The 15263-nt window shown below is 45.1% G+C and carries 15 protein-coding genes; 1 reads left to right on the top strand and 14 read right to left on the bottom strand.

Annotation, left to right across the window (positions count from 1 at the left end; genetic code table 11):
• Positions 1-3: 3 nt before the first annotated feature.
• From ruvB to HMPREF9186_RS06485, 8 genes are all read right to left on the bottom strand, one after another.
• The gene (gene ruvB / locus HMPREF9186_RS06520) at positions 4-1002 is read right to left on the bottom strand and encodes a Holliday junction branch migration DNA helicase RuvB (RefSeq protein ID WP_037614116.1); all 999 of its coding nucleotides are present in this window, start codon (positions 1000-1002) and stop codon (positions 4-6) included.
• Positions 1003-1462: 460 nt separating this feature from the next.
• A complete protein-coding gene (locus HMPREF9186_RS06515) occupies positions 1463-2503 on the bottom strand; it encodes an aldose epimerase family protein (RefSeq protein WP_009731976.1) in 1041 nt (346 codons plus the stop codon).
• A gap of 81 nt (positions 2504-2584) precedes the next feature.
• Entirely contained in the window at positions 2585-3754 is a 1170-nt protein-coding gene (locus HMPREF9186_RS06510) for an SIS domain-containing protein (protein WP_009731975.1), read from the bottom strand.
• A gap of 97 nt (positions 3755-3851) precedes the next feature.
• On the bottom strand, positions 3852-4256 hold the full coding sequence (locus HMPREF9186_RS06505; RefSeq protein ID WP_009731974.1) for a PTS sugar transporter subunit IIA: 405 nt from the start codon (positions 4254-4256) through the stop codon (positions 3852-3854).
• Positions 4257-4267: 11 nt separating this feature from the next.
• Positions 4268-5089 (bottom strand): PTS system mannose/fructose/sorbose family transporter subunit IID, encoded by an 822-nt coding sequence (locus tag HMPREF9186_RS06500; RefSeq protein WP_009731973.1) that lies wholly within the window; start codon positions 5087-5089, stop codon positions 4268-4270.
• Positions 5076-5990 carry a PTS mannose/fructose/sorbose/N-acetylgalactosamine transporter subunit IIC gene (locus HMPREF9186_RS06495; RefSeq protein WP_009731972.1) on the bottom strand — a complete coding sequence of 305 codons (915 nt, stop codon included), beginning with the start codon at positions 5988-5990 and terminating at the stop codon, positions 5076-5078. Before HMPREF9186_RS06495 ends, HMPREF9186_RS06500 begins: the two co-directional genes overlap by 14 nt.
• Before the next feature lie 39 nt (positions 5991-6029).
• Positions 6030-6506 carry a PTS system mannose/fructose/N-acetylgalactosamine-transporter subunit IIB gene (locus tag HMPREF9186_RS06490; RefSeq protein ID WP_006595287.1) on the bottom strand — a complete coding sequence of 159 codons (477 nt, stop codon included), beginning with the start codon at positions 6504-6506 and terminating at the stop codon, positions 6030-6032.
• Positions 6503-8290, bottom strand: coding sequence for a glycoside hydrolase family 35 protein (locus HMPREF9186_RS06485; protein WP_009731971.1), 1788 nt, complete (start codon positions 8288-8290; stop codon positions 6503-6505). Before HMPREF9186_RS06485 ends, HMPREF9186_RS06490 begins: the two co-directional genes overlap by 4 nt.
• 132 nt (positions 8291-8422) lie before the next feature.
• Here HMPREF9186_RS06485 and HMPREF9186_RS06480 point away from each other — a divergent pair, with 132 nt between their 5' ends.
• A complete protein-coding gene (locus HMPREF9186_RS06480) occupies positions 8423-9139 on the top strand; it encodes a GntR family transcriptional regulator (RefSeq protein ID WP_009731970.1) in 717 nt (238 codons plus the stop codon).
• 337 nt (positions 9140-9476) lie between these two features.
• On the opposite strand, the gene purB is transcribed toward HMPREF9186_RS06480, so the two are convergent.
• The 6 genes from purB to purD all read right to left on the bottom strand — a co-directional run bounded on the left by purB (position 9477) and on the right by purD (position 15177).
• On the bottom strand, positions 9477-10775 hold the full coding sequence (purB, locus tag HMPREF9186_RS06475) for an adenylosuccinate lyase (RefSeq protein ID WP_009731969.1): 1299 nt from the start codon (positions 10773-10775) through the stop codon (positions 9477-9479).
• 55 nt (positions 10776-10830) lie between these two features.
• Positions 10831-11058, bottom strand: a complete 228-nt coding sequence (locus HMPREF9186_RS06470; protein WP_009731968.1) for a hypothetical protein — start codon at positions 11056-11058, stop codon at positions 10831-10833.
• A gap of 8 nt (positions 11059-11066) precedes the next feature.
• Positions 11067-12017 carry a ketopantoate reductase family protein gene (locus HMPREF9186_RS06465; protein ID WP_009731967.1) on the bottom strand — a complete coding sequence of 317 codons (951 nt, stop codon included), beginning with the start codon at positions 12015-12017 and terminating at the stop codon, positions 11067-11069.
• 120 nt (positions 12018-12137) lie between these two features.
• Positions 12138-13217, bottom strand: coding sequence for a 5-(carboxyamino)imidazole ribonucleotide synthase (purK, locus tag HMPREF9186_RS06460; RefSeq protein WP_009731966.1), 1080 nt, complete (start codon positions 13215-13217; stop codon positions 12138-12140).
• Positions 13204-13692: a 5-(carboxyamino)imidazole ribonucleotide mutase gene (purE, locus tag HMPREF9186_RS06455; RefSeq protein WP_003015335.1), complete on the bottom strand. Its 489-nt coding sequence runs from the start codon at positions 13690-13692 to the stop codon at positions 13204-13206. The genes purK and purE overlap by 14 nt, the downstream gene beginning before the upstream one ends.
• 219 nt (positions 13693-13911) lie before the next feature.
• Entirely contained in the window at positions 13912-15177 is a 1266-nt protein-coding gene (gene purD / locus HMPREF9186_RS06450) for a phosphoribosylamine--glycine ligase (RefSeq protein WP_009731965.1), read from the bottom strand.
• Positions 15178-15263: the final 86 nt, after the last annotated feature.

The raw sequence follows: 15263 nt of genomic DNA, 5'->3' as shown, positions 1-15263 counted from the left end.
CTTCTAGTCTCCATTGTAGGGATAACCGAGGTGTTCGTAAGCCTTGCGAGTCGCCACGCGCCCTGTCCGGGTCCGCATGATAAAGCCTTTTTGAATCAGGTAAGGTTCATACATATCTTCTACAGTCTCTCGCTCTTCAGCAATATTGACCGATAGAGTCCCAAGCCCGACCGGGCCACCGCCGTACATCTCAATCATGGTGCGCAGGATCTTTTGATCGACATAGTCCAGCCCTTCACGGTCCACATCTAGCATAGAGAGAGCCTTGTCGGTAATGGTATCGTCAATCAAGCCGTCGCCCATAATCTGGGCAAAATCGCGTACCCGTTTCAGCAAACGGTTGGCAATCCGAGGAGTCCCCCGACTACGAAGAGAAAGCTCTTCAGCAGCTTCGTGGGTGATCTCCATCTCAAAGATCTCGGCGGTCCGCTCGACAATCTCTGTCAAATCATCTTGCTCATAGTATTCCATGTGTCCGGTAATCCCAAAGCGAGCGCGCAAGGGATTGGACAGCATACCAGCTCGAGTCGTGGCCCCAATCAAAGTGAAAGGAGGAAGGTCCAGATGGACACTCCGGCTGCTCTCCCCAGCGCCAATCATAATGTCGATGTAAAAATCTTCCATGGCGCTGTAAAGCACTTCTTCGACTGACATAGGAAGACGGTGGATCTCATCGATAAAGAGGACATCCCCCGGTTCTAGATCATTGAGGATAGCTACCAAGTCACCGGCCTTTTCAATGACAGGACCAGAAGTCTGCTTGAGATTGACGCCCAGTTCATTAGCGATGACAAAGGCCATGGTGGTTTTCCCAAGCCCCGGAGGGCCAAAAAGAAGGACATGATCCAGCGCCTCATCCCGAAGTTTAGCCGCTTCAATAAAGATTTTCAGCTGGTCCTTGACCTTATCCTGACCGATATATTCATGTAAATATTGCGGGCGTAGCGTCCGTTCAACGGCCTCTTCATCGCCCATGATTTCATTGTCTAAAATTCTACTCATACAGTCTATTATAGCAAAAAATGATACCTTCGGTACCATAAATAGAATGTGTTTTTTAAAGATCCTCTGCGTCCCTACTAGACTGCCTTGACCAAAATAGTAAGAAACGTAGTACTCACTAGCGTTGGAACTGCGTCAATGTACCTAAGCTCGCTGATGTTCGTGAAAAATAAAGATCATAGTTCTCACTACCGTTCGAACTGCGTCAACGTATCTAAGCTCACTAACGTTTGCTAAGGTACGTAGAAAAAGCCACCGGTTTTGGTAGCTCTTATAGGGAGATTATTATGAAAAAGTTTTAGGAGTTTTATCATTCAAAGTTAGGAGGTCTTTGATGATGGTATTAGTATACGATAGGAAGCTTAAACTTTCCTTATAGTTTTTCTAAAATTTTTTCGAGAAAAAGAGGAGGTCTCAGGCAAAGATTTCACATCTTTATCTGGCCACTCCCCTTTCCTCTTTATTTCTTAGCGATGGCATGGTAGCTAGTCTTACTGGTAAAGACTTGACCTGCTCTCAGGATGACCTTTTCAGCCTGGTCACTGTGAATAGCATCTGGCACTGTTTGGAATTCTAGCGCCAAGCCATTGTGCTGAACCATTGGTTGGCCTTGCAGATTAACAGTCTCGTCTACAAAATTGGCTGAATACACCACCAAGGCGGGTGCCTCTGACTTGAAGGTCAAGAAGCGTCCAGATGGTTGATGGTAGAAGAAGCCTGCATTTTCATGTCCATCTGGTAGAGCGAAAGGATGGTCCAATCCTTCTACCAGGCGGATTTGCGGATCTGAATCCTTAAAGAGATCCTCTAACAGCATGGCTTGGTAGAGATGCTGAACGATTGGACTTTCTCTATCCACCGTCTGAAGAGGAACGCCATCTGGGTGGATAGGGTAAAGCCCTTTATGATTGATCTGAAAGACATGGTCATGAATCGGCTGAGCGAAGTTACCTGATAGATTGAAATAGCTGTGGTTGGTCGGGTTGACCAAGGTGTCTTGATCCGTTTCTACCCGATAAGCAATCTCGAGTTCACCATCTTCCGTTAAACCATAGGTCACCCAGATCTTGAGATTTCCAGGGAAACCACCGGTGCCATCCGCACGCTCAGTGTACAGAGTGATTTCTTGGTCCGTTACCGACTCCACGCTAAACAAGGCGCTGTCCCAACCAGTCGATCCACTGTGGTTGCAGTTGGCACCGTTATTAGCTTCCAAATTGTAGCTTTGACCATTGAGCTCAAAGCTGGCCCCTGCAATCCGGCCAGCGACTGGGCCAATACTAGCACCGTATTTAGGGCTATTGCCCACATAGTCCTCAAAGCGATCAAAGCCTAGGATAATATTAGCAAACCGATCTTCTTTATCAGGTGTCACATATTCTAAAATCGTCGCACCATAGGTCATGACAGACAATTGGTAGCCCAGGTCATTTTCGAGGCGATAAACCCGAACCTCTTGATTCTGCCATTCTCCAAACACGCTTTCTTGATACTGTTTCACAAACCTTCTCCTCTCACTGTTTTTCTCCATTGTATCAGTTTCACAAGAAGAAACACTCCACTTTTTATAGAAAATTAGTGGCTATTCTTTATCAAATGGATGAATGATCACCCCTTGTACAACACGATTGACAGTACCAGTCGGTGATGGCGTATCTGGGCGGTTTTGAACCTTGAGCGAAGTCAAGAGGGAAATCAACTGACCGTAGATAATATACGGGAAGGCACGGTAGATATCTAGTGAATCGGCTGAAGATGCTACCAAAACTTCTCGCACATGCTCTATGCCTGCAGCTTGGTCGGTCAAAAGGACGACCTGACGGGCAATCTGATCTGCAGCCACCTCTCCAACCAAATCCAAATCGTACTGGCGTGTGTAAGGGTCAATCGAGCCAAAGACCAAGACCAGAGTCTGATCATTGATGAGGGATTTCGGTCCATGACGGAATCCAACAGGACTCTCGTACATGGTCGCGATTTTACCGGCAGTTAACTCTAAAATCTTGAGCTGGGCTTCATGAGCTAGCCCAAAGAAAGGTCCTGCTCCCAGATAGATGACGCGCTCGAAATCTAAATCGACAACTTCCTTAACATCACCATCTTTCTCCAAGATCTGCTCTGACAGATGAATCAGTTCATTTACTCGTTTTTCCTTGGTTTCTTCTTCACTTGGATCAAAGACCAAGAGGGCTGTCAGGAGCATAGAGGTAAAGCTCGAAGTCATGGCAAATCCAGCATCATTGGTTTCTTTTGGTTGTAAGAGCAAGAGATTGCGCTCATCCCCGTGAGCTTGCTGGGCTAGTTTTCCTTCGGCTGCACAGGTAATGGTAATTTGATAAAGATCCTCCACCAATTGTTGAGCTAACTCAACTGTCGCAACACTTTCAGGCGAGTTGCCACTTCGTGCAAAGGAAACCAAGACCGTCGGCACTTCTTTTTTGAGATAGGTTTGTGGATGCGCCACGATATCAGTCGTCGCAATAGATTGGAAATTCCAATGGCGTTCATCGTGCACTTCCTGCAAATACGGAACCAAGGTGTCCCCCACATAGGCTGAGGTCCCTGCCCCTGTCAGGATCACTTTGATGTATCCATGACGATTCCCAATGATCTCTAAAAACTCTTGAATTTCTTTTGCTTTCTCTTGATAGAGACGATAGGTTTCTTTCCAAACTTCAGGTTGCTGGTAAATTTCGCGTGTCGTAATTTCAGCCCCCAGTTCAAGCAGTTCTTCTTTTGTATAATCTAGCATGCTTCTCCTCTTTTCTACCCGCCTTATAAGCGGTAAGAGGCCGAGACAATTGTCCCAGCCCCATTCCGAATGTTCAAGCGGTTTTCGCTATCGTATCTTACTCATCCTCGTCGTCATCAAAGTTGGATAAAAGATCATTAACCTTCACGATGCTTTCTTGTGCACGCGCTGGATAAGCTTCTTCTCCTCCGACCAGGCTGTTATTAATAAATTCAATTACCATTGGCAAGTTCATCCCTGCATAGAGGTCAATCGCACGTCCTTCAAGAATCAGGCGGCTAACTGTATTACAAGGAGTGCCTCCCAAAAGATCTGCAAAGACGATGTAGTCATCAAAGTCTGCAACACAAGCTTCAAACTTGGCTGTAAACTCCTCAGGACCTTCCTCTGGCAAGAGGGCCACGGTATGAATGTTGTCTTGTGGTCCCATAATCATTTCTGTGCTGGCTTTGAGCTCTTCACAGAATCGACCATGACTGACCAATACTAGGTGTTTTGCCATACCTTACTCCATTATTCCATTCCAAAGAAGAAATGTCCAAAGGCAGAGAAGGAAATAGCTGCGACGATAATCAACAAGATAGCCTTGGTTGAGTTCATACCTTTACGTCCAAGCAACCAGTAGATCACACCTGTAATGATAGCTGGTACCAAGCGTGGGAAGATCAAATTAAGCATGTCTTGGATATCGATGGCCTTATCCCCGATGTGTGGCATCCATGAGACATCTACATTGATCATAGACGCGATCAAGGCACCGACCATGAAGATACCCAGAACAGAAGCTGCTTCGATCAAAGCTGTCAAGGTGCTTTGCATGTTGTTGATTAAGTTGGTACCTTCTTTATAAGCAAACTCCAACTGTTTCCAACGGAAGATATCATAGGCTACTGCCACTGCGATCCAAAGGAAAATACCCCATGGTTGACCTTGTGACGCGATTGTTGCTGCAATAGATCCCATAATGGCTGGAACCAAAGATCCAAAGATAGAGTCTCCAAGAGGAGCAAATGGTCCCATGAGACCTGTCTTGATCCCGTTAACCGCATCTTTCGATTTCACACCATCTTTTTCTTCCAAAGCAAGGTCAAAACCAGTGATAATGGTGTGGAAGAATGGTGAAGTATTGAAGAATTGCGTATGCAATTTCATCATTTCTTTCAATTCAGGTGTGCCGTCTCCATACATTTTCCGCAATTGTGGAAGAAGCATGTAAAGGTAACCAGAAGCCTGCATCCGTTCGTAGTTCCAACCCAATTGGAAGGTGAAGAGGCTACGTTTGTTGATTTGTTTGAAATCCTCTTTAGTGAGTTTGTAGTTCTTAGAATTCGTCATCTTCAATTTCCCCGCTTTCTACATTGCTTGCTGGAGCAGCTACAACCGTACGTTGGCTGTTTTTAAAGTGTTGCACTGCAAGGAAGATACCAATGATGGCAACCCCGATCATAGATACAGATTTGAAGTTGTTTGTGAAGGCAACCATTTGTTCTTTTGGAAGTTTTGCAAAAGCATCTGTTCCAAGCATTGCTGAAACGGCATTACCAACACTTTGGACATTTCCATAAAGTACTGTCAACATTGCTGTCAAGCCAAAACCAAGAGCAAGATAGTGAAGGTGACGTTTCACAGGTAAGTAGTGAAGCAAGATCGCAAAACCAAGACCTGGAAGCATACGTCCTGCAAGTGTCAAACCATTCGCAATCCATTTATATTGTTCAACAAAGTCTACAATAGATTGAACATAAGCCCCACCGAACCTAAGAGCTAAGAAGACTGGAAGGGCACGAGAAAGAGCCCAAGGAAGAGCACCGAGAAGGTAGTTGCGTTCAATTCCTTTGTAGTCAAAGCGTTCAATCGCCGCATCAATACGGTGTGCAAAGGCAGTTGTACTCATCCGACCAAGGATATCTGCATAAGTCAAGAGACCTGCTACCGGAACGGCAATCGTTGCAATCGCAATTTCTGGTTTGATTCCTCCTGCTACTGAGAAGGCAGTTGCAAGAACGGCACCAGAAGTCGCGTCGATACGAGAAGCTCCACCAAAAGTACCAACACCGAGTACTGTCAATTGAAGAGCTGCTCCAATATAAAGACCTGTTCCTAAATCTCCCATGACAAGTCCTGTAATGAAACCAGCAAAGACTGGTGATCCTGCTGATGAAACAATCGTCAACTCATCACAGATTTGATAAGCTGAGTACAAAGTAAGTAGTAAAATTTGCCACCATTGTATCATGACAATTTCCTCCTAAAATTTTTCTTTTTTATTTATAAACTATTTGAGCAACTTCAAGAAGTCTTCAACTGGATCATTGGGAACCATTTGAGCAGTTAGCTTAACTCCTTTTTCAGCTAGCTTGTGGAAAGCTTCCACATCGGCATCCACTACGTTTATCGAACGAGTAACGGGGCGAGTCTCGTCTGACTGAGACATGTTCCCTACGTTTAAGGTTTCAAGTGGCACACCTGCTTCTACCAAGCCTAGGAAGCGGTCTGGTTTGCGAGCTACGATGAAGAGACGTTGGCTGTCATATTTTCCAGCTAAGATATTTTCTGCAGCCTTTGCTACTGGCAAGATACTGAGCTTGACACCAGGTGGTGTCGCTAGTTTCAAGCCGCTTTTTTCGATATCATTTTGAGCGACTTCATCATCGATCACCATGATACGTGAAATATTTAGTTTGGTAGTCCAAAGGTTGGCTACCTGCCCGTGGATCAAACGTCCATCGATACGGCATCCTACAATTGTCATAAGTTTTCCCCCTTTACTTCTTTGAATGTAGGTTGTTGAACAAGTTGAAGTGTCTCTTGGTAACGCCCTTCTGTCTCAAAGACGATCAGGCTATTGGCTCCTTCTTTGAGGAAACCATGAGGCACATAAAGTGAAGTGGTGGGTCCGACCTCCCAGAAGCGACCAAGGTTGTGGCCGTTGACAAAGACGACCCCTTTCCCAAATCCTGTCATATCCAGATAGGTGTCAAGGGTGTGGTCCAGCTGAAAATCATATCGGTAAAATGCTGGAGCACCTGCCTGCCATTCCTTTGAAAAATCGAGCTGGCTGAGATCTTGTAAATCCAGCGGGTACTGCTTCCAATGAAGGTGGAAATGCAAATCCACACAGACACCTGTGCGAATGCCCTTGTGCTGGCTATCCGCTAAGAGCTTGTGCCCGTAGTTGACACGTCCCATATTTTCAAGCAAGATTTTTAAATTCGTAACCGCTTTCTTTTTTCCTTTGATAAAAAGATCTTCACCGATCTCTGTTTGGTATTGCGTTGCTACATGTTGATCATCCAGGTAAATCTGTACCCGATCCCGACCATCAATGATGCGCAGTTTTTCTTCCTCCGCATCCAATTCAAGGTCTGTCTCATACAAGAGATAACCTGTGGTTTGCCCCAACTCTTCCATCTTTTCTGGATAGAGACTAGTCTTAAGCTGAGCCAAGTTGTCCAGATTAGCGAAGAGACTGGTCTTGGCTGCCAATTGCAAGCTTTGTTCCGGCAAACATTCTTTGATGAGCGGTTCTTGCTGTGGGTATTCCGGATAATAGGTCGCCATCATTTTTTGAATAGCATCATACTTCTCCGTCGGATTGCCTTGCTCATTGAGCAAAGCCCCGTAGTCATAGGACGTCACCTGTGGCAAATCCAGCGTCCCCCGAGCTGAGCAACCATTCATAAAGCCGAAATTGGTTCCACCATGAAACATGTAGAGATTGATGGAGCCGAGCTCCAAGACCTCATGGACAGCTTCTGCCAACTCCTCTGGGTCCCTTTGAATCACGGGTTCCTTCCAGCGGGTAAACCAGCCATCCCAGAATTCCATACACATCAAAGGCCATTTCTTGCCGTATTCGTTAAAGAATTCTTTCATTTGACCAAAGTTATAGGCTGCTTTAGAACCGAAGTTTCCCGTCACAAAGAGGTCTTCTTCGATCAAGGTTCCTGTTCTTAACGTTGCTCGCCATGGCCCATCTGATGTAAAGAGGGGGCAGGTCACGCCTTTTTCCTTCATCAAATCCCGAATGGCACGAAGATAATCCTTATCCTCTCCATAAGAGCCGTACTCATTTTCCACCTGCATCATAAGGATTGGACCACCCCGATCCACTTGGTAGGGTGTCAACAATCCAAGCAAGCGATCATAATAACGATCTATCGCTTCGATAAAGGCTGGGTCTGATGAGCGGATTCGCAGGTCTTCTTCTAAAAGCCAGGCTGGCAATCCACCAAATTCCCACTCTGCACAGATAAAGGGCGATGGCCTTACAATCATGTAAAGTCCTAGGGACTGGGCTGTTTGGATAAAACGTTCCAGATCCAATCGACCACTAAAGTCAAACTGCCCCTTCTTGGGTTCATGCGCATTCCATGGGACATAGGTCTCAACCGTGTTAAAACCCAAAGCCTTAAGATTATACAAGGAATGGTACCAGTCTGTTGGGTCAATTCGGAAATAATGGATCGCACCGGACAAAATCTTGAAGGGTTGACCTTTTAAATAGAAATCATCGCGAATCTCAAAAACCCCCATAAACGCCCCCCTTTCTTATATGTAACCCTTTTCATTTATTAATATAATAAATTTTTTAAAAAATGTCAACACTTTTAAAAAAAATATGTTAAAATAGGGTTAAATAAGAGAAATCTAAAGAGAGGTAGCACTATGGCAATTCCAAAGTACCAACACATCAAAGATGAATTGAAACAGCAAATTATCTCAGGAAAATTTGAAAATGGAGATAAATTTTATACTGAAGCTGAACTCATCAAAATTTATGATGTTAGCTCTATCACCGTTGTCCGTGCTTTGAACGACCTCGCTGCCGATGGCTACATTGTCCGTCAGCAAGGAAAGGGGACCTTTGTTTCTCGTGCTCGAAAACACAAACTAGTTGAATTTTCAGATGTTGAAACCTTCCCCATCCAAAAGGCCAAAGTCAAAGTTCTCTCTATTAAACGTGGAAACACCTTGAGCATCCTAGACAAACTAGGCCTCAACCCAACGCAATTCTACTATAAGATCGAACGGACCCGCCAGACAGGGGATGATACGTATATCTTCCACCAAACCTATATTCCTGAACAATATATCAATCCAAACTATCCAAATTTGGAATACTATAGTTCTATCTATGATCGCTTCAAAGAGGATTACCACATTCATATGAATGATGAACACTTCGAAGAAATCAATGAAATCGTCTTTCCTACACCGAGCAAGGTGGCTAAAGTTTTGGAGATCGATGAAAATTTCCCAACTGTTAAACAAGTGAAGACGACCAAATTAGAAGCGACTGGCCAAATCCTTGAATACACGGAAACCTATAAACGCGGTGACTACTACAAGATCAAGTTCATCTCCTGTGACCGCGATCACTAAGAACCAAAAAGACTGAGACATCTCGGTCTTTTTTATAGCTCCAGTATAGCATGTTGAGAACGATTTCTAAAGACCTCTTTAAAAATATATATAATTAGTGATAGTTTAGCTATAAAAAGTTTAAAAAGAGTGTGGGACAGAAATCGGTAATTCGTTAGAATTCGATTTCGTCGTCCCACCTCCGCACAGTTGAGTAGGACTGTAAAAGCTGATGAAATCAGCGTAGTAGAGCCCACTCAACCACTGCGTCTTGCAGTTAGTCTTATCAAACATCAAAGGCTGGACAGTTTTTGCCCAGCCTCTTTCGTCTATTTTTCAAATTCCCTTTTTGTTGCGATTAGTCACCCAAACCGATGCGTTCGAAGATTTCATCCACCCGTTTGGTGTAGTAAGTTGGGTTGAAGATTTCGTCGATTTCTTCTTGAGTGAGACGTGAAGTTACTTCTGGATCTGCTTCAAGAAGTGGTTTAAAGTCTACTTGGTTATCCCATGATTGGGCAGTCTTTGGTTGAACAAGGTCGTAAGCTTGCTCACGTGTCATCCCTTTTTCAATCAAAGTCAACATGGCACGTTGGCTGAAGATCAAACCAAATGTAGAGTTCATGTTGCGAATCATGTTTTCTGGGAAGACTGTCAAGTTCTTAACGATGTTTCCGAAACGGTTGAGCATGTAGTCAATCAAGATGGTTGTGTCCGGTGCGATGATGCGCTCAGCTGATGAGTGAGAGATATCACGTTCATGCCAGAGTGACACATTTTCATAAGCTGTGACCATGTGACCACGGATCACACGCGCAAGACCTGTCATGTTTTCAGAACCGATTGGGTTACGTTTGTGCGGCATTGCTGAAGATCCTTTTTGACCTTTGGCAAAGAATTCTTCCACTTCACGTTGTTCAGATTTTTGAAGACCACGGATTTCAGTCGCCATCCGCTCGATAGAAGTTGCGATGCTAGCAAGAACTGCAAAGTACTCAGCGTGAAGGTCACGAGGAAGCACCTGTGTAGAGATTTCTTGGGCACGGATACCCAATTTATCGCAGACGTATTTTTCAACAAATGGTGGGATGTTAGCAAAGTTACCAACCGCCCCAGAAATCTTACCAGCTTCCACGCCAGCAGCTGCATGCTCAAAACGCTCGATGTTCCGTTTCATTTCGCTGTACCAAGTGGCCAATTTCAAACCAAAAGTTGTCGGTTCAGCGTGCACACCGTGGGTACGACCCATCATGATGGTGAACTTGTGTTCTTTCGCTTTGTCAGAGATGATGTTAAGGAAGTTTTCAAGGTCCTTGCGGATGATGTCGTTGGCTTGTTTGTAGAGGTAACCATAGGCAGTATCCACCACGTCAGTAGAAGTCAAACCATAGTGAACCCACTTACGTTCTTCACCAAGCGTCTCAGAAACCGCACGTGTGAAGGCCACCACATCGTGGCGAGTTTGCTGCTCGATTTCCAAAATACGGTCGATGTCAAAGTCCGCTTTTTCACGAATCAAAGCCACATCTTCCTTAGGAATTTCTCCCAATTCAGCCCAGGCTTCGTCTGCCAAGATTTCCACCTCAAGCCAGGCACGGTATTTATTTTCTTCAGTCCAAATGTTCGCCATTTCTGGGCGAGAGTAACGTTCGATCATGTTTTTATTTTCCTTTCTTTTGATGTTTCACATCAGTTAGCAACTGGCAATCACTTTATTCAAATTCTTCTTTCCCAATCCACACTGACGGATAATGATCCAGTGTATTCAAATCCGTATCCAGCGGCAGATCATAGATGGCTAAATAGTTTTCAGGATATTGAGCAGTCAGCTCTTCATACTTAGCTTTCACTTTTTCGTGATCGCTACTAGCATACAAGACTTCGACGACTGCTCCCGTCTTTTCTTTTTCAACAAATGCGTTGACAATGAGTTGAATCATAAAACCTCCTAAATCGAAATGCCCTTCATATTTGCTTCCAGAATAGGCATCTTGACACCTAACTCCTGACCAGTCTGATAAACACTTTGACAACAATAGAAGATGTCCTGTTTGTCATTGTGTAAGGTCATGATTTTTCGGGTCAGCTCATTTTTAGCAAACATGACTTTCATGGCTTTGCCGGCTATCCAAGCGGGAATTTTGTATGGCAAGAGTTCGGCTTTGTAAAGCTTCAAATTCACCCCACGCGCTTCTACGACTTTCAAAGCTTCTCGAATGGCCTTGATGGCCAATGACAATTCTGAAGAACTATTCATCAAGTTCAAAGCCAATTCTTCTGGATTTTCCAGATTCCCTGAACGAGCAGCTGTCGAAGTAACACCCGCATTAATCGCCATGTGAATCCAAATCCACTCAACCATATCATGAGGAACTTCCCACTTCAAATCTGCAGAAGTCAGCAAAGTCGTCAAATCAGAATAGTTAGAAATGTGTGCTTTTTGCTCACCTTCTAGCATTAAATGGTCAAACAAGACACCATCCAAATGATCTTCCTGCATGCAACCACCCGCTGTCGGAAAGGCTAGAATATAGTCGTAATTTCCTGCCCACTCTTGGACATCTTTTCGAGTATCCCAAAAATTACAGAAGAAAACGAGAGTGCCTTTGATATTATTTTTTCGCAAGGTTTCCACAGCTTCTTTGACAAACCCATGACGTACACTGAGAAAAATAAAATCGTATTCCGAATCAGCTTCCGCCACATGAACCTCATAGGTATCATGCTTGTTTTCACCCTTGGAATGATAGCGACCATCTAGCAGATCAACCGACAACTCCTTCGGAATAGTGCTTTTCTTACTATATTTCAGTACGTGTTCCACTTGATGGCCTGCTTTTTGAAAGGCGTAGGCATAAGTGGTCCCGATGACTCCAAGTCCTAGAATCGCTATTTTCACTTAAAAATCAATCCCTTTCCAGCAGTAGTTGTCTGGCTTCTCTTGTCGATTTTTCGCCTGCGACAAGCCTAGTCAACCTTGCAGGGGTAAGACGACGGACCTTATTGCTGGGGTCCTGTCTTACTCCCCAAACTCTTCAACCTCGTCTGCCACATCACTAAACAAAGTCACATGTCCCATTTTGCGGTTGTTCTTTGCTTCTAGTTTACCATATAAGTGGAGGTGAGCGCTTGGATTTTTTGTCACATATGTTTCAGCAGCCTCGACGTGTTGGCCGAGGACATTGAGCATGACAGCTGGTGCATGAAGGTGAATTGTTGGGAGTGGTGCTCCGAGAACGCCCAAGATGTGCGTGTCAAACTGGGAGAAGTCGCAGGCTTCGATTGAGTAATGGCCTGAATTGTGTGGACGTGGTGCGATTTCGTTGACGATGATATCATCAGCTGTCGCAAACATTTCCACGCAAAGAGTTCCAGAGAGGTTCAGTTGTTCAGCGATTCGCACTGCCATAGCTTTGGCTTTTTCAGCTAGACTTTCTGAAATGCGAGCAGGCACAATGGTTTTTGAAAGAATGTTGTTACGGTGGATATTTTCCTGAACGGGGAAGACTATCACGTCCTTGCCATTACCAGATACGATGACAGAAATTTCAAGGTCAAAGTTGACAAACTCTTCTAAAACGCAGTCTGCTGAATCCGCTAAAGTATATGCTTCTTCCAAGTCTGCTTCTGAACGAATAACCTTTTGACCATGGCCATCGTAGCCACCGGTCGCCGTCTTGAGGACATAGTTTTTAGACAAGTCGATATCTGCCAAGTCTTTGCTAGAAGTTACGACCTTATATGGTGCTACAGTGACTTGGGCCTTGTTAGAAAGAAAGTCCTTCTCAAAGATCCGGTTTTGGGAGATGCGAAGCAGGTCGGTCCCTTGAGGAAGCTGGCCTTCTTTGATAACGGCATCCAAACCATCAGCATCCACATTTTCAAATTCATAAGTGAGAACATCACAGCGATCTGCCAACTGACGAAGGGCATCCACGTCGTCGTAAGGGGCCACGATGATTTCCGCCACACGGGAGGCTGGGCAATCAGCTGCTGGATCCAAGGCGATAACCTTGTGTCCCATGTAGATAGCTGAGATCGCCATCATCTGACCGAGCTGGCCACCACCGATGATCCCAATGGTTTTAGTTGAGCTCATTTGTAGACTCCTCTGCAATTTTTCCTTGTTCTTCAGCGAAATCCGCCAAAGCTGTCGCGATAGCCTGGTCCTCTACCGAAAGAAGACGGAGGGCAAAGAGGGCAGCGTTAGTCGCACCTGCTTCACCGATCGCCATGGTTGCGACAGGTACCCCACCTGGCATCTGAACGATAGAATAAAGAGAATCCACACCGCTAAGGGCGCGAGACTTGACGGGTACCCCAATGACTGGAAGGGTTGTTTTAGCAGCAACCATACCTGGCAAGTGAGCAGCGCCACCTGCACCCGCGATGATGACCTTGATGCCACGGCTACGTGCTTCTTCGGCATGTTTGAACATGAGGTCAGGCGTTCGATGGGCGGAAACAACCTTCTTTTCGTAAGCGACGCCGAAGTTGTCGAGGACTTCAGCAGCTTTTTGCATGGTTGCCCAGTCAGATTTTGAGCCCATGATGATGGAAATTACTGGTTTCATTTTTTCTCCTTTTTTAATAATCGTCTATTGTAGTGCGGATGTAAGCGACCGCCTGTAGCGTTCCATTACTAAAACTGGAGCCCGAGTCTCCAGTTTTCTGCTACTAGGTGTTCCACTACTGCGACGATTATCCTATACTAGCTCGCTAACGCTCGCAAATCAAACGACCATTATCTTAGTTTGGCTCGCTTTCGCTCGCCATGACAAAGTTAGTATCTGTTAATCTTTTATTGCCTTGCTTCCAATGTCGTTTCGGTAGAAGAGGCCTTCTGTGTTTTGTTTGTTGAGTTCGTTGTAGATAATGTTTTGGCCGTCTTTGACGGTGTCTGCTGTGGTAACCAGCATGTAGACGCGTCCTCCGTTTGAAAGAAGGTCTTGGCCATTTTCAGCGAATTTGGCACCAGCATAGTAAGTGATGATGTCACCATTTGTCTTGGCTGGAAGCTTGACACCCTTCTCATAAGCGAGTGGGTAACCGTTTGATGCTACAACCACGCCCAGTGTCACACCCTTGTTCGTCCAAGTGATGGCTGGCTCTTTGCCTTCCAAAATGTCAGAGATGTTTTGTGCAAAGTCAGATGTCAAACGAGGCAAGATGATTTGCGTTTCAGGATCTCCAAAACGAGAGTTGAACTCGATGACTTTAGGGCCGTCAGCTGTCAAGATAAGTCCCGCGTAAAGTACACCAGTGTAAGGACGACCTTCTTTGATCATGCCTTCAAGAACTGGCTTGACAATAGTGTCAACTGCTGTGTCAACCACGCTCTGTGGCAAGTGAGGAACTGGCGCATAGGCACCCATCCCACCAGTGTTCGGACCCTTGTCGCCATCGTAGGCACGTTTGTGGTCCTGAGCCGTCGGCATAATGTAGAACTTATCCCCATTGACAAAAGCAAAGAGAGAGAACTCTTCCCCGTCAAGGAATTCCTCGATGACCACACGCGCACCTGAATCACCGAATTTATTGTCTAAAAGCATCTCGTGAGCGGCTTCAACTGCTTGCTCAACTGTCTCCGCAACGACGACACCTTTCCCTAGGGCCAAGCCGTCTGCCTTGACGACGATTGGAGCTCCTTTTTCTTCGATGTAGGCCTTGGCTTCTTCGAAATCTGAAAATGTGCCATAGGCTGCTGTCGGAACGTCGTATTTGACCATGATTTCCTTAGCAAAATCCTTGGACCACTCCAGCTCAGCCGCAGCCTTGGTCGGACCAAAGGCTTTGAGACCAGCTGCATTGAAGTCATCCACAATTCCAGCTGCAAGGGCATCATCTGGACCAATAAAGGTCCAAGCAATATCGTTGACTTTTGCGAAATCAATCAGCTTAGAATGTTCGGAAATTCCGATATTGATCAAATCAAGACCGTCTAATCGCATCCCATCATTACCAGGAGCCACAAAAACCTGCTCAACGTTTGTAGACTCCAACAATTTCTTGGCAATCGCATGCTCACGACCGCCAGATCCAACAACCAAAAGTTTCATCTTGAACCTCTTTTGCGAATTATTTTATTAAATTATATCATAATCGTTCGTTTTATTCTAATGATTTCAGCAAAAGTCTCCTATTT

The sequence above is a fragment of the Streptococcus sp. F0442 genome (assembly GCF_000314795.2).
Taxonomy (GTDB): domain Bacteria; phylum Bacillota; class Bacilli; order Lactobacillales; family Streptococcaceae; genus Streptococcus.
This window is presented reverse-complemented; position numbering and strand designations above follow the sequence as displayed.

What these genes read in the sequence shown, in the direction of transcription:
- ruvB (WP_037614116.1), bottom strand. Translation starts at nt 1,002, where the DNA reads ATGAGTAGAATTTTAGACAATGAAATCATGGGCGATGAAGAGGCCGTT.
- HMPREF9186_RS06510 (WP_009731975.1), bottom strand. Translation starts at nt 3,754, where the DNA reads ATGCTAGATTATACAAAAGAAGAACTGCTTGAACTGGGGGCTGAAATT.
- HMPREF9186_RS06505 (WP_009731974.1), bottom strand. Translation starts at nt 4,256, where the DNA reads ATGGCAAAACACCTAGTATTGGTCAGTCATGGTCGATTCTGTGAAGAG.
- HMPREF9186_RS06500 (WP_009731973.1), bottom strand. Translation starts at nt 5,089, where the DNA reads ATGACGAATTCTAAGAACTACAAACTCACTAAAGAGGATTTCAAACAA.
- HMPREF9186_RS06495 (WP_009731972.1), bottom strand. Translation starts at nt 5,990, where the DNA reads ATGATACAATGGTGGCAAATTTTACTACTTACTTTGTACTCAGCTTAT.
- HMPREF9186_RS06490 (WP_006595287.1), bottom strand. Translation starts at nt 6,506, where the DNA reads ATGACAATTGTAGGATGCCGTATCGATGGACGTTTGATCCACGGGCAG.
- HMPREF9186_RS06485 (WP_009731971.1), bottom strand. Translation starts at nt 8,290, where the DNA reads ATGGGGGTTTTTGAGATTCGCGATGATTTCTATTTAAAAGGTCAACCC.
- HMPREF9186_RS06480 (WP_009731970.1), top strand. Translation starts at nt 8,423, where the DNA reads ATGGCAATTCCAAAGTACCAACACATCAAAGATGAATTGAAACAGCAA.
- purB (WP_009731969.1), bottom strand. Translation starts at nt 10,775, where the DNA reads ATGATCGAACGTTACTCTCGCCCAGAAATGGCGAACATTTGGACTGAA.
- HMPREF9186_RS06470 (WP_009731968.1), bottom strand. Translation starts at nt 11,058, where the DNA reads ATGATTCAACTCATTGTCAACGCATTTGTTGAAAAAGAAAAGACGGGA.
- purK (WP_009731966.1), bottom strand. Translation starts at nt 13,217, where the DNA reads ATGAGCTCAACTAAAACCATTGGGATCATCGGTGGTGGCCAGCTCGGT.
- purE (WP_003015335.1), bottom strand. Translation starts at nt 13,692, where the DNA reads ATGAAACCAGTAATTTCCATCATCATGGGCTCAAAATCTGACTGGGCA.
- purD (WP_009731965.1), bottom strand. Translation starts at nt 15,177, where the DNA reads ATGAAACTTTTGGTTGTTGGATCTGGCGGTCGTGAGCATGCGATTGCC.